This is a genomic window from Streptomyces sp. NBC_00887 (genome assembly GCF_045207585.1).
This window is the reverse complement of sequence record NZ_CP108788.1, coordinates 157,766-177,314: the sequence shown is the minus strand read 5'-3', so window position 1 is coordinate 177,314 and position 19,549 is coordinate 157,766. Positions and strand designations below refer to the sequence as shown.

Annotated in this window: 15 protein-coding genes and 5 pseudogenes; 9 read left to right on the top strand and 11 right to left on the bottom strand. The window is 66.4% G+C overall.

What is annotated here, in order from left to right:
• The first annotated feature begins 111 nt into the window (after positions 1-111).
• The 3 genes and pseudogenes from OG844_RS00875 to OG844_RS00865 all read left to right on the top strand — a co-directional run.
• Entirely contained in the window at positions 112-888 is a 777-nt protein-coding gene (locus OG844_RS00875) for a PspA/IM30 family protein (protein ID WP_406387409.1), read from the top strand.
• Positions 885-1,163, top strand: a complete 279-nt coding sequence (gene pspAA, locus OG844_RS00870) for a PspA-associated protein PspAA (protein WP_406387408.1) — start codon at positions 885-887, stop codon at positions 1,161-1,163. The genes OG844_RS00875 and pspAA overlap by 4 nt, the downstream gene beginning before the upstream one ends.
• Positions 1,079-1,390 (top strand): annotated as a pseudogene (locus OG844_RS00865) (hypothetical protein); the annotation flags it as partial. The gene pspAA and the pseudogene OG844_RS00865, both read left to right, overlap by 85 nt.
• A gap of 446 nt (positions 1,391-1,836) precedes the next feature.
• Here the strand turns inward: OG844_RS00865 and OG844_RS00860 are convergent.
• Complete coding sequence (locus OG844_RS00860; RefSeq protein ID WP_406387406.1) at positions 1,837-3,039, bottom strand: IS110 family transposase; 1,203 nt, start codon at positions 3,037-3,039, stop codon at positions 1,837-1,839.
• 304 nt (positions 3,040-3,343) lie between these two features.
• Between OG844_RS00860 and OG844_RS00855 the strand changes: the two genes are divergently transcribed.
• From OG844_RS00855 to OG844_RS00845, 3 genes are all read left to right on the top strand, one after another.
• Complete coding sequence (locus OG844_RS00855; RefSeq protein WP_406387404.1) at positions 3,344-3,547, top strand: cold-shock protein; 204 nt, start codon at positions 3,344-3,346, stop codon at positions 3,545-3,547.
• Between the two features lie 195 nt (positions 3,548-3,742).
• Positions 3,743-3,976 carry a hypothetical protein gene (locus OG844_RS00850; protein WP_406387403.1) on the top strand — a complete coding sequence of 78 codons (234 nt, stop codon included), beginning with the start codon at positions 3,743-3,745 and terminating at the stop codon, positions 3,974-3,976.
• Positions 3,977-4,207: 231 nt separating this feature from the next.
• Positions 4,208-4,414: a DUF6233 domain-containing protein gene (locus OG844_RS00845; RefSeq protein ID WP_406387402.1), complete on the top strand. Its 207-nt coding sequence runs from the start codon at positions 4,208-4,210 to the stop codon at positions 4,412-4,414.
• A gap of 24 nt (positions 4,415-4,438) precedes the next feature.
• Here the strand turns inward: OG844_RS00845 and OG844_RS00840 are convergent.
• Positions 4,439-5,080, bottom strand: a pseudogene (locus OG844_RS00840) (DUF1524 domain-containing protein).
• Positions 5,081-5,818: 738 nt separating this feature from the next.
• Between OG844_RS00840 and OG844_RS00835 the strand changes: the two are divergent.
• Together OG844_RS00835 and OG844_RS00830 are read left to right on the top strand one after the other, a co-directional pair.
• Positions 5,819-6,004: pseudogene (locus OG844_RS00835) on the top strand (hypothetical protein); the annotation flags it as partial.
• 38 nt (positions 6,005-6,042) lie between these two features.
• Positions 6,043-6,474: a DUF4259 domain-containing protein gene (locus tag OG844_RS00830; protein ID WP_406387401.1), complete on the top strand. Its 432-nt coding sequence runs from the start codon at positions 6,043-6,045 to the stop codon at positions 6,472-6,474.
• Positions 6,475-6,664: 190 nt separating this feature from the next.
• On the opposite strand, the pseudogene OG844_RS00825 reads toward OG844_RS00830, so the two are convergent.
• The 3 genes and pseudogenes from OG844_RS00825 to OG844_RS00815 all read right to left on the bottom strand — a co-directional run bounded on the left by OG844_RS00825 (position 6,665) and on the right by OG844_RS00815 (position 10,613).
• Positions 6,665-7,110, bottom strand: a pseudogene (locus tag OG844_RS00825) (DUF2199 domain-containing protein).
• Positions 7,111-8,661: 1,551 nt separating this feature from the next.
• Positions 8,662-9,837 carry a PP2C family protein-serine/threonine phosphatase gene (locus OG844_RS00820; protein ID WP_406395946.1) on the bottom strand — a complete coding sequence of 392 codons (1,176 nt, stop codon included), beginning with the start codon at positions 9,835-9,837 and terminating at the stop codon, positions 8,662-8,664.
• 248 nt (positions 9,838-10,085) lie between these two features.
• On the bottom strand, positions 10,086-10,613 hold the full coding sequence (locus OG844_RS00815; RefSeq protein WP_406387399.1) for a GNAT family N-acetyltransferase: 528 nt from the start codon (positions 10,611-10,613) through the stop codon (positions 10,086-10,088).
• Positions 10,614-10,701: 88 nt separating this feature from the next.
• On the opposite strand from OG844_RS00815, the pseudogene OG844_RS00810 reads away from it, so the two are divergent.
• A pseudogene (locus OG844_RS00810) lies at positions 10,702-11,473 on the top strand (transposase).
• Between the two features lie 99 nt (positions 11,474-11,572).
• Here the strand turns inward: OG844_RS00810 and OG844_RS00805 are convergent.
• The 6 genes from OG844_RS00805 to ngcE form a co-directional block, all read right to left on the bottom strand.
• The gene (locus OG844_RS00805; RefSeq protein ID WP_406387398.1) at positions 11,573-12,901 is read right to left on the bottom strand and encodes an ABC transporter ATP-binding protein; all 1,329 of its coding nucleotides are present in this window, start codon (positions 12,899-12,901) and stop codon (positions 11,573-11,575) included.
• Positions 12,902-13,281: 380 nt separating this feature from the next.
• Positions 13,282-15,342, bottom strand: coding sequence for an alpha-L-fucosidase (locus OG844_RS00800; RefSeq protein WP_406387397.1), 2,061 nt, complete (start codon positions 15,340-15,342; stop codon positions 13,282-13,284).
• The gene (locus OG844_RS00795) at positions 15,339-16,265 is read right to left on the bottom strand and encodes a MurR/RpiR family transcriptional regulator (RefSeq protein ID WP_406387396.1); all 927 of its coding nucleotides are present in this window, start codon (positions 16,263-16,265) and stop codon (positions 15,339-15,341) included. Before OG844_RS00795 ends, OG844_RS00800 begins: the two co-directional genes overlap by 4 nt.
• Positions 16,262-17,161 (bottom strand): carbohydrate ABC transporter permease, encoded by a 900-nt coding sequence (locus OG844_RS00790; protein ID WP_406387394.1) that lies wholly within the window; start codon positions 17,159-17,161, stop codon positions 16,262-16,264. The genes OG844_RS00795 and OG844_RS00790 overlap by 4 nt, the downstream gene beginning before the upstream one ends.
• Positions 17,162-17,172: 11 nt before the next feature.
• Positions 17,173-18,090, bottom strand: a complete 918-nt coding sequence (locus tag OG844_RS00785; RefSeq protein ID WP_406387393.1) for a carbohydrate ABC transporter permease — start codon at positions 18,088-18,090, stop codon at positions 17,173-17,175.
• A 16-nt stretch (positions 18,091-18,106) separates the two neighbouring features.
• A complete protein-coding gene (gene ngcE, locus OG844_RS00780) occupies positions 18,107-19,504 on the bottom strand; it encodes an N-acetylglucosamine/diacetylchitobiose ABC transporter substrate-binding protein (RefSeq protein ID WP_406387391.1) in 1,398 nt (465 codons plus the stop codon).
• Positions 19,505-19,549 lie beyond the last annotated feature (45 nt).

The window sequence follows — 19,549 nt, the reverse complement described above, 5'->3', positions numbered from 1 at the left end:
GACAATGGAAGGGCTGCTCGCGGATGTCTGCTCGGAGTAAGCAATCCGGTGCCAGCGCTCACAGGGCTGAATCGTTCTACGGACGTCGGCCTCGGCAGGAAGGCGGTCACCATGACCAGCATTACCAACCGCTTCACCACCCTGTTCCGGATCAAGGCGAACAAGGCATTGGACGAGGCTGAAGACCCTCGCGAGATCCTGGATTATTCCTACGAACAACAGCTACAGATGTTGCAACGTGTACGGCGCGGGGTGGCCGATGTGGCAACCAGCCGCAAGAGGGTCGAACTCCAGGTTAGCCAGATGCAGCAATCCAGCGGCAAGCTGCAACGCCAGGCCGAGCAGGCGCTGGCCGCAGGGCGCGAAGACTTGGCCCGCGAGGCCCTCACGCGAAGTACGGCCGTGGCCGCGCAGACCACTGACTTGGAAGCCCAGCATGCTTCGCTGGCGGATCAGGAGGAAAAGCTCACGCTCGCAATGCAGCGCCTGGAAGCGAAGGTGGACACCTTCCGAACCCGCAAGGAGACCGTCAAGGCGACCTACACTGCGGCCGAGGCCCAGACCCGTATCACTGAGGCGGTAACCGGTATCGGTGAGGAGATGGGTGACGTGGGCATGGCTATGCAGCGCGCGCAGGACAAAACCGAGCAGCTACAGGCGCGCGCTGGTGCGCTAGACGAACTGATCGCCTCCGGTGCGCTGGAGGACGCCACCGTACCGGTGGGTCGGGACGACATCCAGGCTGAGATTGAGCGCGTCAACGCAGATCAGAACGTGGAGAACGAGCTGGCCAGGATGAAGGCTCAGCTCCCAGCGGCTTCGACCGCCCGGGCGGTCGAAGCCCCGAGAACCCCAACGGCCCGGCCGGAGCGTGAGGAGACGCCATGATCATGCGCATTCTCGGCGAGGGCCAGTACGACGTCGCCGACGAGCATCTAGACCGGCTCAACCAGCTGGACTCCGCCTTGCAGGCATCCGCCGACGCGGGCGACGAGACAGCATTCACGTCCGCCCTGTCGGCCCTGTTGGACGCTGTACGCAGCCTCGGCGAACCGGTGAGCAATGAGCGGATTACGCCATCGGACCTGGTGCTTCCCGAGGAGACAACCAGCCTCTCGCGGATGCGAGAGCTGCTCTCCGACGAAGGGCTCATCCCTGGATGATGGGCCGAGCGCGATGCGCGGGCAACGGTGACGAGGACCGCACCGGCTACACCCGCTCGTCCTTCCGGCACTGGAATTCCGGCGACATCGCCACCGACGGCTGCAGCACCCGCAACGAGGTGCTGCTTTCCGAGGCGGTCACGGCCCCGGTGGTGGGTGCCGGCTGCAAGCTGACCGGGGGAGTGTGGCTGTCGTACTACGACGGCCAGGAGGTCACCGACCCCGGGGGGGGTGCCCCTATGTCTTTGGTCAAGGCATTGAGGCGTCCGCAGAGGCTTTGGGGCGTCAGTGGACCGTGGCGGGTGCGATAGTTGGCGCCGCGCGAGGCGAATGGGCTCGTTAACTGTGGGGGGAACGGGTGGAGCGGATCACTGAGGACCAAGTCAACCGGCTGGTCCGTTTCGTGCGGGACCGCATCCCTGACTCGGCTTCGCTTCAAGGTGAAGCCCGCCGCACGGCGACAGCCCTTCGTCTGGCCGCGGACAAGCAGATCTTTGCAGTGCGCTTTCATCGGACCGCTCCGCCCGCGAACGGGGCAACGACTGATGTGGCAGCCGCCGCATGGAACCTTTTGGTCGCCCTCGCTGGAATCTGGCACGACCACCCTGAGTTCCCCGCTGATGCCGCCAGGGAGACGTTCGAGTTTGACTGCGATGCGCCTCTCTAGCGGTTCTCACACCGGTGTGGCAGGCCGAGGATCGTAGAAGGTTCCGTCGCGGAGCATCGCAAATAGCACGTCGGCCCGCCGTCTGGCGAGGCAGAGCAGGGCCTGGGTGTGGTGCTTTCCTTGGGCGATCTTCTTGTCGTAGTAGGCCCGCGATGCCGGGTCGCCGAGTGCGGCGAACGCGGAGAGGAAGAAGGCCCGTTTGAGCTGCTTGCTTCCTCTCCGGGAGGGGTGTTCACCGCGGATCGAGGAGCCCGAACTCCGGGTGGCAGGGGCGAGACCGGCGTAGGCGGCGAGGTGGCTGGCGGTCGGGAAGGTGCTGCCGTCGCCGACCTCGATCAGGATCCGTGCTCCGGTCCTGACGCCGACTCCCGGCATCGACCTCAGGACCTTCGAAAGAGGGTGGTCCTCCAGGAGTTCCTCGATCCGCCCGGCCAGCAGTCTCCGCTGGTCAAGCACGGCGGTCAGGGACCCGGCCAGGCTCGGGACGATCAGCGCGGCCGCCTCGGTCCCCGGAACCGTCACGGTCTGCTCGTCCAACGCGGCGATGATGTCCTCGACCAGACGCTCGGCCATCCTCGGGGCCTTCGGCCGCAGGAGGGTGACCAGGCGGCGTCGGCCGGCCTTGCGGATCTGGGCCGGTGAACCGAACCGCTCCAGCAGCGCGAGGACGGCCGGGTGCTGCAACCGCGGCCCCAGCACCCGTTCCAGCGACGGATGGATCTGGGTCAGCAGGCCGTGGAGCCGGTTCGCGACCCGAGTGGCCTCGCCGGCCAGGTCGTCGTCGAACCCGACGACCATCTCCAGCTCGGCGATCGTCTCGTCCTCACCGTCGATCGCCCGCAGCGTGTGAGGCATCGCCCGGGCCGCGTCCGCGATGATGAACGCGTCCTTCGCATCCGTCTTCGCCTCGCCCGGGTAGAGATCGGCGATCCGCCGCATCGTCAGCCCCGGAAGGTAGGCCACGGGGCAGCCCATGTCCCGGGCCACGGCCAGCGGCAGGGCCCCGATCGAGGCCGGCTGGTCGACCACGACCAGCACCGTTCCGTGCTTGGCCTGCAACTTGGCGAACAGCTCGCGGAGCTTGGGTTCGGTGTTGGGTAACCGCTTGTCGAACGCCTTCTTCCCGGCCGGGGTGACGGCGGTGGCGTGGTGTTCGCCCTTGCCGACGTCCAGGCCGAGGAAGACGTCGATGTCGCCGGTGTCGATCACGTGCAGGCCCCTCCGCTCACGTTTTCGTCCGGCCTTGCCTCGGCACCGAGCTGCCACATCCACGTTACGGAGAGCTCTTCCGGCTCGGGTGAAGCCGGTGCTCAAGCCCCTCATCAGCGGTCCGTCGATGCCTCCGGGCCCGGTGACACCACCCCCCGGATCATGAACAACAAGGGGGGGGAAGTCATGCCGGACCCGAAGGCCGGAGGCCCCATTGCGGAGCCACGAAAAAGGTAACGGGGGGGAAGGGCGCTACAGGGGTCCAGCCCAGGGCCGTTGTTGAATTTGAACCAAGGGGAAGAGCATGGCCAGTGGCACCGTGAAGTGGTTCAACTCGGAGAAGGGCTTTGGTTTCATCGCCCAAGACGGAGGCGGACCGGATGTCTTCGCGCACTACTCCAACATCTCGGGCAACGGTTACCGCGAGCTGACCGAGGGCGAAGCCGTGACATTCGACATTACGCAGGGCCAGAAGGGGCCGCAGGCCGAGAACATCGCCCGCAGCTGAGTCTCCGCCCCGTTCATCTCCCTTCCGTCGGCGCCCGCACCGTGCGCGGGTACCGACAGCATGTCGTGACCACTCGCCACGCCAGCGACCCTGGACAACGAAGGGCGATTCACGCACAAGCCGACGCAGCCCCGCCTTCAGCGCGCGCGGTGAAGCCTGTGCCCATCCCCGCACACCGCGCCCGGGCACCACCACATGGTTCCCCCGGCCGGGTACCGATGCGAAGGGTGTCAGGCGGACGACGCCGAACCGGCGCAACACTCCGCCAGCCGCAGCATCAACGTCCGCGGCCTGTGGGACCACGCCGTCGACGCCTGGCTCGACGACGACATCCAGGAACTCGACGCCATCTGGGATCAGATCATCGAAGAACTCGGCTCCGACTACGACGCGTACAGCAACGTTTCCTCCATCGGCTGGGCCGCCTGAGCGAGACAATCGCCCCGCTTCCCGGCATTGCAGCCGCCGGAGGGCGAAGCTTTTGCCGCACGTGGCCGCTGACCTGTCCTTGGCGAGTGCAGTGCTGATGCGGACCTCGAATCGGGGCCGCCCGCTTATGGAGTGTGCGGGCCGTGCCGAGCGGGCGGGGGGTTGCCGCTGCGGTCGAGGCCCGGCCGCCGTCCCACCCCTAACCTCGTCCCGTCACCGCCCGCCGCGGACATGAGCTGGGCCTGGACCGGCGAGCGCACTCGGGCCGCCGGCCCCGGCAGCCGACCGACCGGCCCCGTCGTGCACGAGCACGGGTGCAAGGCGGTCCCCGCCGGCGGCGCGGAACTCGACCTCGAGGGGGCCCTCGCCGCCCTCGCCCGTCCCGGCGCCAGGGCCTGCCAGATCTGCGCCGCCGCCGAGGTCCTCACCCGCCTGTAGGCGGTACGAGGAGGGTCGGGATCGTCAGCAGCCGTTGAGGACTGAGGACAGGGCGCTCTTCTCCGTGCTGTCGACGGTCAGGCCGTAGTAGTACTTCACCTGTACCCAGGCGCGCGCGTAGGTGCACTTGTAGCTGGTGACGGATGGCCACCAGGTGCCCGGGTCCTGGTCACCCTTGGACTGATTGACGTTGTCCGTGACCGCGAGCAGTTGGGGGCGGGTGCGGTCGTTGGCGAAGTTTTGACGCTGGGAGGTGCTCCACGCCCACGCGCCGGACGCCTATGCCTCGGAGAGCGGGACCATGTGGTCGATGTCGAGGTCGGACGCGGCGTGCCAGGTCGCGCCGTCGTACGGCGAGTACCAGCTGCCCGACGTCGCGGCGCAGGACGAGTTGGTGACGACGCCGGAGCCGTCCCGCTTGAGGACGGTCTCCCGGGTGTCGCAGGTGCCGGAGATGGTGATCCAGTGCGGGAACAGCGCACGGTCGTACGTCGAGCCGTGCGACTCGGCGGTGGCGGGCATCGACGCCAGGTAGGAGCGGGCGGTGGCGGCGCTCACAGGGGTGGGCAATGCGGCCTGTGCAGGGGTGGTGCCGAGGAAGGTGACAGCGGTGATGGCGGCTGCTACGAGGGTAGTGAGGATGCTCCGGCGGGCCTTGGTGCGCATGAGTGTTGGCTCCTAGGTTGAGGAGTTGAGGGGGTGACTCGCGCACATGATGGCCCGGGGTGGTCTATGCGTGTAGATGTCGGCGCTGAAATTCTCGTGACGACTCGTCAACACCGGGCGGATGCCGCCGGTTCACCGACGCCCGCGGCCTCAAGGCATGCGCGGCTCCTCGCCCATCACCAGGGACAACGGCCGCGTTTCCGCAGGTGAGGTGTATGCATCTACCGCGACAGACCCGGATGTCCCGTCACTCTCCGCTACATGTCCTTCTGCCGTAGCTATACGAGAACCGGGCCGTGAGGCCCGTGGGTTTAAGGAAGCCGAAGGTCCTCCAGACCGAACCCACGGGCCCATCGGTCTGCCTCAGGCCGGTGGGCCCGTGGGTTCGGTTGGAACACGAGGACGCTGTGCAAGCCGACGAGCTTCGGCCGTGACATCGGCGTCGACCTGCGCCTGTGTTCTGTAGCCGTATTCAAGGACGGCGTAGTCATCGTCCAGGTTGGCGAGTCGTTCGACCAGAGACAGCTCGTGCACGAAACGATGGTGGATCCTCAAGGCCAGCTCGCGTGGTGTCAGCTCGCCGGCCAGCATTCGGGCGGCAAGTGCTCGCGCCGCCCAATACGACTGGGAGGCGGTCGTCAACGGCCTCAGCCTGCCCTGGAGCTCAGGTGCAGTCGAAGTCAGGTCACACGCATCAAGCTCATCAAGCGCCGGTCATACGGACGAGCCTCCTTCCTCGCCGCCGGCATCGACCGCGACCTCAACGCCGTCACCGCTGGACTCAGCCTGCCCTGGAGCTCGGGCGCGGTCGAGGGGCATGTCAACCGGATCAAGATGCTCAAGCGTCAGATATTCGGACGTGCTGGCTTCGCCCTCTGCGAAAGCGCGTACTGCTCGCACAGTGACCGCAATGTCAGCGGCTGATGCGAAGATCCCGGCGCAACTACACGAGGAGATCAAACATGGGCACCTGGGACACTGGCCCCTTCGACAACGACACGGCAGCGGACTTCGCCAACGCTCTCGACGACGCCAAACTCGAGGAACGCGAGGCACTGATCCGTGGCGTCCTCACGCGCACCATCGACGCCACCGGCTGGCTCACCGAAGGAGAAGAAGCGGTGGCTGCGGCCGCACTGATTGCGGCGCAATGCCCCGGCGGCGGCCCAATCGACACACCTTACGGCCCTGAAGAACCCATGCCCGCCTTCCCTGACGATCTCCGGACGCTCGCGGACAAGGCCCTCGATCGCATCATCAGCTACGACGCCGGGCCGGCCTCGAACTGGGTCGATCCGGAAGACTGGAAGCAGTGGCGAGCCGACCTCAACCGCCTTCGCACAGTCCTTGCTCCGCCAGCACCGTCCATCCCGCTGTTCGATATCGAGCAATGACAGAGCGTCACCCGCCGCAGAACCTGCGCCAGAACCACAACTCGGATCAGGCACAAATTCCGTGAGGACGATCAACGGATGTTGCTGCTTCTTGCTGCGTGGAGTGGACCGGCCGCTGGAGGAAGGAAAAGCAGAGTGATCCTCACCGTGACCAGCTCGTTGCGTATGAGCTGCCGACAGAGGGTCCGGGTCAGGCCTTACCGCTGTTGGGATGCAGGACTGCCTCGGCGATCTCTCGGACACGGTCCATGGTGATGCCGGTCCGCTGTTCGACTGCGAGGGGATGGTCGGTGGGCTCCAGTTCGATGAATGGACGCTGGCCGAGCGGACGCGTGTGAGCGTGCGTCTTCAGGTTCGTGGTGCTGGGTGAGTAGAGCGCCAGCTCGGTGGTCAGCCAGCCGAAATAGGGGGTTCGGCCTCTCGGCCGGGCGTCTCCCAAACGTCGAGGGACCGGGCGAAGTTGTCGCGGCTGAGGGAGACCCAGACGCCCCAGGAGAACGCGTGGTCGCTGTCGATCACAGGTATTTCGATCGTGCCTCTGAGGAAGAAGTGCTCGTTCTTGATGATGCACTGGTCGGTGGAGAGCATGCTGGCGGAATCGCCAGCAAAGCTCTCGGACCAGACGTCGGGCGCCATGGTGGAAAACCCCATGGGGAGTTCTGCGTGGTACTCATCGCAGCAGGAGCAGGTGAAGCCGAGATCGTTAGCCATGGCCGGGAGCCTAACGATGTGCTGCACTGCGGCCCCGGAGGGGTAACGGCAAGCTGCGCCGGAGAAAGTTACCGACTGCTGTCGGTTGTGGGGCGGGGCGGCGGTCAGGAGGACGCGCTTGCGGAGGAGGGGGAGTTTGCCGCGTCCGAACATCTGGCGTTTGATCATCTTGATGTGATTGGCCCGGCCCTCCACCGGGCCGGAGTACCAGCGGGTGGTCAGGCGCTGCGTTTGACGGCGGTACCGAGGTTCTGCCGAGATGAAATCGGTCGGCAACCTGAATTGCGCTCGGGGCACCGGTGCGGGCGCCGTCGGCATAGGGCCCATGTGCAGTTCCCGGGCGATCTCCCGGATGCCGTGTCCCTGGGCCAGCAGAGCATGAACGGTCGCGTGACGTTCACGGCATCACCGTCCGCCGCACCGCACGAGCTACGGTCCCCGAAGAGTTACTGAGCGGGCGTCGCCAGCGCCGGCCCAGCCAGCTCGACCCCTTCCTCGGCCCGGTCATCCGCCGTGGCCGCCCATACCCACAGTCCGATGAAACACACAAGGAGCAGCACGAGCACAGCCAGGCAACCGTTGAACAGGCATCCCCCGGCCGTTCCACTGCGTACCCCGTCGCGTCTTCCCATGGCCCGAGCATGCCGGTGCCCAGACCGGCCAGGGGGCACGAGTCCAGGCCGTAACTCACTCCATCCCTGCGCGAGACCACTCGTGGTGACCGCCGGGACGCCGTCTGCCGCCCGTCCGGATCCCGGGGCAAAAGTGCTGTGGCGGTGGTGACCACCATCGCCACCCCGCGCCGCTGTACAGGCCGGGAGAGAGGCTGCGCCGACCCGATGCCGGCCGATCCTGGCCGCTGCGCTCGGTGTCGTCCTGCGCAGTCGCACTTACCCCTCCGCTATCCCCTCCAGTAACCCGTCCGTTTGCCCCTTTACTTACAGGCGCGCACGATTCCGCCCGACGCCTGCATAGGCCCAGGTCAGGCACCGGTTTTCGTCTGGTGAGTATTCAGACTTCCCCTTGTTCTCCTGGTCTGCCCTGCTGTGGTGGCTGGTGGTGGGGGTGGTCGCGGGAAGTCGAGCGGCGCTGCGCTGGCCTTCTTCTCCGGCCCGACGCGAGACGTCGGGCCGGGCCGGCCGCTTACTGCGGAGTCGGCGGCTGCGTCCGTCAGTCACCCCATGGCAAGCGCCCTGCGCTCAGTGGACGACGGAGTTGTCGGCGCTTCGGGTCTAGAACTCAAGGAGCGGCCGGGGCGTTGGCGCCTCCGGCGAGACCTTCCCACCACTCGACTCGGCAGGGTGGCAGTGCAGCCCAAGTTCGACGGTTCTCCAGACACCTCGTGATGTCTCATTCGGGTAGGTCCCAGAGCCGCCCATAGCGGCTGGGGATGGACGGGAGCTCAGGCTTCCAGGAAGAGGCGCGACGCGAGTGCTACTCGGCGGCCGCTTGGCGCCGTCCAGCAGAGCACTCTGGTCAGGGCTGCTGCTTTGTGCGGCTGGCTGAGGCCTGCCGCGTGTCCGCGCCGGAGCTGACGTGCCGTTGTGCCTCCTGGGGGCCGTGCCAGTCCAGGCACATCACGGTGGCGTCGTCCCCGAGCCGGCCGCCGGCGGCATCCCGGACCGCGGACGTCAGCATCAGCGCGGTCTCCCGCGGGTGCAGGTCCCGGGTGCGCTCCAGCAGGGCGGGCAGGTCGACCTGCTCCCCGTGACGTTCCAGCATGCCGTCGGTGAACATGAGCACACGGTCACCAGGGCGCAGGTCGAGGTCCTGGACGCGGTAGGGGCGGGTCGCGAACTCGGACAGCCCGAAGGGATGGTCCACCTCGCAGGTGATCACCTCCACCGCGCCCTCGCGCATCCGCAAGGGCCAGGGGTGACCGGCGTTGACGAGCTGGGCCTGCCCGGTGTGGAGATTGATGCGCAGCAGTTGCCCGGTGGCGTGACCGTGGCCGTGGGCGACCAGTGCCTGGTCGGCCCGGTGGGCCTGTTCGGCCAGGCCGGCTCCCGCGCGGCGGGCGCCACGCAGGGCGCTCACCAGGACCGTGGCGGCCAGAGCGGCATCGATGTCGTGGCCCATGGGGTCGGTCACCGAGATATGGAGGGCGTCGCGGTCCAGGGTGTAGTCGAAGGTGTCGCCGCTGAGGTTTTCGGAGGGCTCCAGGCTCCCGGACAGGGTGAACTGCGCGGCCTCGCAGGACAGTGACGGGGGCAGCAACTGGTACTGGATTTCTGCTGCCAGGGTGGGAGGCCTGGAGCGTTTGCCCCACGTGTAGAAGTCGGTGAAGCGCCCGTTGGCGATCACGACGTAGGCCAGGATGTGGGCCGCTTCTCCGACCTCGTCAAGGACGTCCTCGCCGGGGCCGGCCGGCAGGAGCAGTTCCAGCAGCCCGATCGCATCCCCCCGGTTGGTGACCGGCACAATCACCCGCTCTCCCTGACCGGTCGCCTCCTGATACAGCCGCTGGGTACGGATCACCTCCTCGTAGACGCTGCCGAACAAGGGGATCCGCTCCGCCTTACGGCCCTCCTCCGCAGGAGCGGTGGACAACCGCGCCACTGCCTTCCCCGTCAGGTCCACGATGAGGAAAGAGACCTCCATGGCATTGAAACGCAGCCGCAGGTCCTCCGCGACCACGTCGACAGCCTCCACCGGCGCCGCCGTCTCCGCTGCCGTCAGCAACCGGGGAAGTCCACGCTGCCCACCACTCACGACCACAGTCCCTTCCACCCGTCCCGCCTACCAACCTGAGAATTACCACGGCGAGCGTCAACACATGAAAGTCACAATAAGTGAAGATGATCAGGTTATGCATTCATAGAAATGGGTTTGTTTCCCGACGCCGCCCGCGAACGCGACCGTCACGAGCCGTCTAAAAGCAGTTCCGTAACTGTTGGTTGTCACCGGGCAGCGGCGTGCAGGTCCCGGATGTACCAGTCGAAGCGTGTGCCGTCCTTGCCGTGCGTCGGCTTGCCCGGGGTGAACCCTGCCCGCTGCGCGACTGCGGCAGATGCGGGATTTTCCGGCTCGACCTGAATGACCGCCTCCGCCTCGCCCTCGCTCGCCGCGTACTGGGACGCCAACAGGACCGCGCGGGTAGCCAGGCCACGCCCCCGCCAGGACGGATAAAGGCCGTAGGCGACATTCACCTGGCCGGGCGCCAGACCTTCTCCTGCGAACCGCAAGTCGATCGTGCCCGCGAGCACTTCGTCGGCACCCATCCGGATGCCGAACGCGCGGAGTGGCCCGGCGGTGTCCCACTGCTCCCGGCAGTGCCGGAAGTACGCTTCGATGCCCTCGCGCGTGCCGGGACCGCCGTTGAGCCAGCGAACGAGTAGCTCGTCCTCCCCCGCGAGGTGCGCCTCCACGTCGTCCAGGCGCAGGGGGGACAGAGTGATGATTCCGTCGGACAGCTTCACTTCATGCATCCGGTGATTCTTGACGCCAGAGCCGTGCAGCACCATCGGATTCTGCGCGACATCACACAGAGCTCCCCGGACACAGGAGATGATCTCCGTGTGTGGTGGGATCACGGCGTCGGAGCCGTCCTGGATAGCCCCGTTCACCGGGCTGAGCCCGCGTGCCTTCGCGAAGCTGGTGGCGGTTCTGCGTCGTGAGGGTGCGGACGCGGTCCGCAAGGGCCGGCCGTGGAGCCTTCCGCTGGAGGACCGGGCACTGCTGGTCGCGGTGTACTGGCGCCGAACCTGACCATGCGGCAGCTCGCTCCGCTGTTCGGGGTGTCGAAGTCGGCGGCGGACCGGATCATCGATCACCTCGGGCCGATGCTCGCCCTCCAGCCCCGCAAGCGGTTCGCCAAGGACGCCGTGCTCATCGTGGACGGCACCCTGGTTCCCACCCGCGACCACACCATTGCCGAGCGGTCGAAGAACTACCGGTACTCCACCAACCATCAGGTCGTCATCGATGCCGACACCCGCCTGGTCGTCGTGGTCGGCCGACCGCTCGCCGGGAACCGCAACAACTGCAAGGCGTGGGAGGAGTCCGGCGCCAATGCCGCGGTCGGCAAGACCACCACGATCGCCGACGGCGGCTACCCGGGCACCGGACTGGTCATCCCGCACCGCCGCGAGCGCGGCCAGACCGAACTCCCGGACTGGAAAGAAGAACACAACAAGTCCCACAAGCAAGTCCGAGCCCGCGTGTCGAGCACGTCTTCGCCCGCATGAAGACCTGGAAGATCCTCCGCGACTGCCGCCTCAAAGGCGATGGCGTCCACCACGCCATGCTCGGCATCGCCCGCATGCATAACCTCGCCCTCGCTGGATAGGCCGACGGGCGGTACAGCAGTCCACCATGCCCCGAGGCGACTCAAAGATCATTTACGGGACAACCCTTAGTCCTGGACTCGACTGATGGGCACATCACGTCAAGCCTCCAAGCCGGGCTGGCGGGTGGGCGTGGGACAGATTCTGTGGCCTTGGTGATCGAAGACGTACAGACGCGCCATGTCCACGAGAAGTGGCACCTGCGCCCCTGTCCGCAGTCGCAGGTCGGCCCCTGCGCGTACGACGAAGTCGCCGGCAGAGACGGCTGTCCGCGCGCGTGGTAGCTCCGGCGAGGCACCTCCTGCGACTGGCGCGGTAATCCGTGAGATCACTTGCTGCTTGAGCCGGGCCAGCATCTTGGGGCCATCGCTTCCTTGGCCGAGGCCGGAGTGCGGCGGCCGCGGCGACTCCAGGTCGTGGATCACGGCCGGAGTCGAGCCGGTGCTGAGATGCACCAGCGTCTCGTGCCCCTGGAATTCCAGGTGCTGCACGATCCCGGTCAGCGCGATCTCGTCGGCTCGGGCCTGGCTGGGCGGCGCGATGCGCGCGGCCTCGGAGCGTAGCCCTACGATGATCTGCCGACCCTGCTGGATTCGGAGCAACTGGTGGTCCGCGTGGCGCGCTTCGGACAACGGCAGCGTCTGCGAGCCGAGGTTGATCGACATCCAGCTGCCCAGCGGCGCTTGCACGACGGCCTGCAGCAGATTGATGCGCGGGGTGCCGATGAAGGCCGCGACGAAGACGTTATCGGGCAGGGCATAGATCTCGCGCGGGGTGCCGACCTGCTGGAGCACACCGCCGCGCATTACGGCGACCCGATGGCCCAGCGACATGGCCTCGGCCTGATCATGGGTGACATAGATGGTGGTCACCCCCAGCTCGGCGGTCAGCTGGGCGATTTCGGCGCGCAGATGGCTGCGCAGCTTGGCGTCGAGATTGGACAGCGGCTCGTCCATCAGGAAGGTGGAGGGCCGTCGGGAGATCGCGCGGCCCATCGCGACGCGCTGGCGCTCACCGCCGGAGAGCTGGGGGGGAAAGCGGTCCAGGAGGTCCTCGATCCCGAGCATCCGCGCGGTCGCTTCGACACGCGGGTCATGGTTGCCCTGTGGGTCCTTCACGCACAGCGGGAAGCCGATGTTCTCGCGATTTGTCATGTTGGGGTAGAGCGCGAAGCTCTGGAATACCATAGCCACATCCCGCTCTCGGGGTGGGATGTCATTGGCGTATTCGCCGTCCAGCAGCAGTTCGCCCTCGGTGATGTCCTCCAGTCCGGCGATCATCCGCAGCACGGTGGACTTGCCGCAGCCCGAAGGACCGAGCATTACGAGAAACTCCCCCGGTCTGACGCTGAGGGAGAGATTGTCGACGGCACGCTCAGCAGCGCGAGCATGTCTCTTGCTGACGTGGTGAAGGGAAATGGCGCGTGTCATGGGTCCTGCCCAAGAGGAGACGGTTGCGTTGTGGTCGGTTCCTGCAGAGTGAGTTGCCGGGGGCTCGCTCGCCTACTCTGTCGGCGCGTAAGGCGTTCATGGCCAGCACCGTGATCCGTTCGGCGCCGTAGGAAATCGCGCCACCGGAGGAAGGCTCCAACTGCTCCTACGCTGTGTTTGAGCAGGTGCACGACAGGCGTCAAGAGCCCTCTGCCCCTAAAAAAAGGGGCAGAGGGCCGACCGGCTTTCAGGTGAGCTGCCGCTGTTGGTTGGAGCCGTCGCGGCAGACCTCGATGATCAGCTTGCCGATCGAGGTTGCCCTGCTTCGCGATGGTGGCGTAGCTGAGGTGCCGTCCTGGCCGGGACGCGTGGGCTGGCCTTCACCCCGTCTGGGAGAAGCCGTCGGTTGCGGCATCGGCACTGTCCAGGGCGATTGCGAGGAGGTGTACCCCGGGAGGGCCGGCATGGGGTACAGAGATCGTCGGGAGGACAAGCTCGGTCAGTGTCCGGGAGGTGTCGGCTGGGACGGCGATCGCGCCAATCCATGCGGGGGTGTCGCTCCGGCCCGTCTGGGTGTTGTGGTAGGGCAGCTCGATCACCGGCGCGCCGTCCTGTCGAGCCGTTCCCCAGGGCGAGACCGATGGCAAGCGGAACTCTTCCACGTTGCCGTCGTCGTACGTCAGCATGCCGTATCCGTCGGTGAAAGGTTCGGACGCCACGAGGAGCAGGCCAACTCGGGCGGCGCGCCCGCTGAGAGAGATCCGCTGGCCGTTGGGGCGGACGGCGTCGGGTGCTCCCGGGGACACTGCCGGCCACCGGAAGGTGAACCCGAGAGCGTTGACGGCCGCACCTGGTGTGATCCCGGCGTCGGTGAGGGTTTGCGCGGAGAGACTGAGCCTCTGGGGGCCGAGTTCGCCACGGCGGGGGTCGTTGTCGTTGGTCACCGTGACGGCGTCGAAGGCTGCTTCCAGCGTGGGGAACACAGTGGGCCCCGCCGCGTCCTGGTCGCGGTGCAGGGACACGGCAAGCTGGTACGGGCCCCGGGCAGATGTCACGCGGACCTCGACGCGCCGGGCTTCAACGGTGCTGGGCAATCGCAGGATTCGGCAGTGGCCGATGGTGGTACCCGAGGCGATCGTAGTCAGGGTGCTGTTGATGTCCGCATAGACGTCGAACTGCTCGACCTGCTGGCCGTTGGCTATGTCTTCCCGCAGCACCACGAGGTTGAAGCTCTGGTCGGCCGAGAACGTAAGTGTGGTCGAACCGTCCCGCTGGGGCCCGGAGCGAGCGCCGGACGCGAGGTCATCGCCGTACACCCGGGCGAGTCGTTCGCCGAAACCCCTGATGCTGTCGACATCGGGCGCGGCCAACAGCCCGTCGCGGTTGGGTGGGACGTTCAGCAGGAACACGGTGTTGCGGCCGACCGAGTGTTCATAGAGCTCGAGCAGCTGCTGCGAGCTCTTGACCGAGTTGTCCTGGGAAGCGTGGTAGAACCAGCCCGGGCGGATCGACACGTCCGACTCGGCCGGATACCAGTGGCACCTGACACCGTGACGAAGGCTCTCGACGCTGCCCAGGTCCACCGCTTGGTGGTCCAGAGCCAGCTCTCCGGTGCCCTCCGGATCGCCGGTGAACGGGACCACGCTCCATTCCGTGGTGCGCGCGATACCGACCTCGTTGCCGACCCACCGCGCGTCGGGTCCGCCGAAGATGACGGCGTCGGGCGCGAGGACGCGAATGAGCTGATACCACGCCTGGCGGTCGTAGGTCTGGGGGTGAGAGCTGTCCGGGTTGGCGCCGTCGAGCCATATCTCGTCGATCGGACCGTAGTCGGTGAGCACCTCGTAGAGCTGGTTGAGGTAGAACCGGTTGTAGTCGTCGGCGGTCACGCCGAAGGACGGTAGCTCGCCGCCTGCGACCCGGCCGGCGCGGTCGTCGTCCTCGACGAGCGTGGGGATGGTGCACCGGCCCCGGGCGCTGCCGTTGCCGTACCGGCGGTCGATGTGTATCTGATGGAGGTCGGCGGGGGAGAGGTAGAGCCCGACTGCTAGACGGTGTTTGCGGGCGGCTGCCACGAGTTCCCCTACGACGTCGCCCGACCCGGAGCGCCATGGGCTCGATGCGACCGAGTGCCGGGTGTAGCGGGTTGGCCACAGGCAGAATCCGTCGTGGTGCTTGGCGGTGAGGATGACCGCTTTGAAGCCAGCCGCGGCGAGGTGTTCGACCCATTGGTTCGCGTCCAGCGTGGCGGGGTTGAACAATGTCGGGTCTTCGGTGCCGGTTCCCCACTCCAGGTCCGTGAACGTATTGATTCCGAAGTGGATAAAGGCGCTCAGGTCCCGCTTCTGCCATGCGAGTTGGCGTGCGGAGGGCCGCACCATGGAGGCCGTGGCGCGCAGGTCCCGATCGCTGACTGGCTGGACAGGCGTGGTCGAGTTCATTCCTTCTGTCCTTCCACTGCCTTGACGGTGGCGTCCAAGGCGTAGGTGGTGCGTTCGTATGTGCGCTGCGCGATCAAGACGTAGATGAAGTCGAGAACGAGCAGCTGGGAGTGCCGGGCTGCCAGGGCCTCCGGACGGAAAGTGGTCTCGCGTACCGACGAGGTCAGGACCAGATCCGCTGATTGGGCCAACGGCGAACTGGCGAAGCTGGTCAGGGCCACGGTCGTCGCGCCCGAGGCGCGGGCGCGTGCCATGACGTCTAGGGTTTGCCTCGTGCGGCCCGAGTGGGAGATCCCGAAAGCGACGTCTCCAGCTCCGAGCAGCACAGCGCTCGTCAGGGCGCTGTGAACATCGTTACGGGACCACGCCGCGATGCCGATGCGTTCGAGGCGGTACTGCATTTCGAGCGCTGACAGCCAGCTCCCGCCGACTCCGAACAGGTCGACCCGGCGGGCGCGGGAGATCAGCTGCGCCACGCGCAGCGCGGTCCTCTGGTCGATCTGAGCCGCGGTCCCCTGTATCGCCAGCGCGTCGGCGCCGGCGACGACCTCCAGTACCCGGTCGGGGGGATCGTCGGGAAGGATTTCCTGGCCCAGATCACTCTCCCACTTGGCCTGCTCGGCTCGCGCGATCTCGGTGGCCAGGGCCGCTCGGAACATTCGGTAGTTGTCGTATCCGAGCCACCGGCAGAAGCGTGTCGCGGACGCCGGAGCCGTCCGGGCGCGCTCGGCCAGCTCGACCAAAGTCAGGGTCGCGGCGTCCCTGGGATTGCGTAGCACTTCCGAGGCGACGCGTGCCAGGGCCTGGGGGAGCGCGTCCAGCTCTGCCTCGATGTGGGCCAGCATCGGCGCGAGGCCGGACCGGTTTCTTGGGCTGTCATCGGACACGATTTCCACTTCCGTTAAGTGTACTTCCTGGGTCATTTCACTGCGCCCGCCGTGATGCCGGACTGGATACGGCGGTGGAAGATGACATACACCATGATCACAGGCAGCATGGCGATGCTCAGCCCGGCGAACAAGGCGCCCCAGTCGCTGCTGTAGCCCTGGTTGATTGCTAGCATGGCCAACCCCTGTGCCAGGACGTAGTTGTCCGGATCCTGGTTGAGGGCCAGTGGCAGCAGGTACTGGTTCCACAGGCCGAGGAAGTTGAAGATGCCGACGCCGATCAGGCCGGGCGTTGCCAAGGGGAGCATGATCTGGAAGAACACCCTGAAGTGACCGCAGCCGTCGATCACGGCCGCCTCGGCGAGTTCGCTCGGCAGGGTGCGGAAGAACGCGGTCATGAAGAAGACGGTGAACGGCAATGAGTAGGCGGCGTAGACGAGGATGAGTCCGAGGTCCGTGTTCAGCAGCCCCATGCCCTTGACCACGAAGAACAACGGGATCAGGGCCAGGAACACGGGGAAGGCCATCCCCGCCACGAACAGGTAGTAGATGACCTGACTGCCGCGAAACGGGTATCGGGCCAGCACGTACGCGGTCATGGACCCCAGGAGCATCACCAGGACGACTGCACTGGTGACGACGATGAGGCTGTTGAGGAAGTACTGCCCGATGGACGCCTCGTTCCAGGCTCTTGCGTAGTTGTCGAACTGGGGCTTGTCCGGCACCGACCACGGGCTGGTGAAGATCTCGTCCGCTGTCTTGAGCGAGCTGATGACGGCCCAAAGCAGGGGGAGGGTCACCACTAGAGACCACCCGATCAGGACGACGTGGGTGGAGCCTGCGAGGGGGCGGACACGGGGGCGGGTTGGCCGCCGCGCGTGGCGGGCTGGGGGGTCGGTGCGCGGTTCGCTGGGCGTGAGTGAGGTCGACATCGGCGGAACCTCTACCGTTCTATAGAGTCGCGGCGGGACAGTTTGAAGGTGAAGACGGCCATGACCATGGTGAGCAGGAAGAGGACCACTCCGAACGCGGTCGCGTAGCCGAACTGTCCGTACTTGAACGAATTGTTCCAAAGGGAGAGGCCGAGAACCTCGGTCGAGTTCCCCGGGCCACCTGGGCCGATGGTCATGATCTGGACGAAGGCGAAGCCGTCCAGGGCCATGATCCCGAGGGCGACGAAGGAGACCTGAACGCTCTCCCACACCATGGGAAGGACGATGCGAAAGAACGTGGTCGGCCTACTCGCCCCATCGAGGGCCGCGGCTTCCAGGACCTCGGACGGGATCGCCTGCACTGCCGCGCCGAACAGCACGATGTAGAAACCGAGCGTGCTCCAGATCATCACCACCATCACAGCGGGCAGCGCGAATCCCGGTTCGGCGAGCCACTCGTGCTTCAAGCTGCCCAAGCCGAGAGCGTCCAGCACGGCATTGAGTAGACCGCTGCGGGGGGTGTAGATGAACTGCCAGAGCACCCCGACAACGGAGACCGCCAGAACCTGCGGGAGGAAGAACAGGATCTTGTACACGCCGGCACCCCGCACTGGGGTGTGACCTGCTCCCTTCCGGCGTCCACCGAAGTACAGCAGACCTGTGATCAGGAGGGCTGCGGCTACGGTCACCGCCGGAATCACCGCGAGCATGACAGCGTTATTCCGCAGAGCGGCCCAGAAGTGCTGGTCGGAGAAGAGCTTGCGGAAGTTGTCCAGGCCGACGAATTCAGCCTTGTCGGAGTAGCCGCCCCAATCTGTCAGCGACAGATAGAACGCTTGAGCGTAGGGGTTGAGGACGAACACTCCGTACAGGAGAAGCGGAGGGCCGAGAAATGCGGCGATGAACTTGCGGCGACCGTGGCGCATCATGTTGAACCTCGGCTCCTCAGCGGGTGAACTTGGCGATCGAAGAGTCCGCCGCGATCTTGTCGGCCGCCTTCTGGCAGCGCGCGGCCCACTCCTTCGGTGTGATAGCGAGTGTCATCAGCTCGCCGTTGGCGCTGGCGACCTCCTCCTGGAGCTGCGGGTACCAATCAGAGAACGTGTGCAGCACCACATTGTCGCCCGCGGCCTCCAGGCTGTCCCGTGCGGACTCGACGCCAGGACTCAGCGTGACGCCAGCCGAGCCGCCCTTCAGCACAGTCATCGAGCCGGCGGTCCTGGCGAAGTTCTGCGACGCCTCCTTGGACAGCATCAGGCGCAGGAACTCCATGCCCCCTCGCGGGTTGCTTCCCTGCGCGGGAACGATGAACGACTCGGAGGCCTTGGCGTACACGGTCTTCTGCGGCATCACGTCCCGGCTGGTCAGCGATGGGGTGGGTGCGATGACGGTGTCAAAGCCGTCCGGGATGATGCCCTTCATCTCGTTCTCGATCCACGTACCACACGGGATGAACGCCGCCTGCCCCTTGGCCCAGGCGGTCTGCGCCTCGGTGTGCGTCAGCGCGGCAGTCCCAGGCAACAGGTAACCCTTCTTCGCGATCTCGTAGATGGCTTCAGCTGCCTCCAGCACCGCGGGGTTCTTCCACGCCTTGGGCTCGAGGTTGTCGATCGCCTTGACGACGTCCCGGCCGCCGGCCTTGGTCGCCATGGCCATGAGTGCTTCGGTCCAGTACCCGGGGTGCTTGCCCTGGTATGTCCAAGGGGCTACCCCTGCGTCCTTGATCTCGGCGCACAGTGCCAGCATCTCGTCCCACGTCTTGGGGTACACCCAGCCATGCTTGGCGAACAACGACTTCGAGTAGCAGAACCCGAAGACGGTGGTGATGTAGTTGAGCTGGTAGACCTTGCCGTCGAACAGTGCTCCTTCCACGACACCGGGAAGGAGTGTGTCGCGCACCTTGATCGACGGGTTGTCCACGCTCGGCGCGTCGAGAAGGGGTGCCAGGTCGAGCAGCTGCTTCTGCGTGACCAGCGAGGCGATGCCCAGACCGGGCGCGTCGGCCAGGTCCGGCGGGTTGCCGCCGACGAACCGGGGCTGCAGTGTCTCCGCGACCTGCTGGATCGCCTCGAGATCGACCTTGGCGTCCGGGTAGCGCTTGCTGTACAGGTCCTCGACAAACTTGGCCCACTGGTCGCCGTAGCCACCCTTGAAGATGACCACGTTCAGGCCCGCGTCATCTGGCACGCCGAGGGGGTTGTTCTTAGTAGCGCTCTTGGTGGGGGCGGGGGACTTCTCGCCGCCGGTGGCACAGCCCGTCAGGGCGGCGACTCCGCCGGCCGCTACCAGGGCGGCCGCACCGCGCAGCATCGCACGGCGATCGATGAAGGTGTTTCTGGACATGGTTTCCTCCTTGGACGAATCGGATGTGCTAGCAAAGCGTGAGGG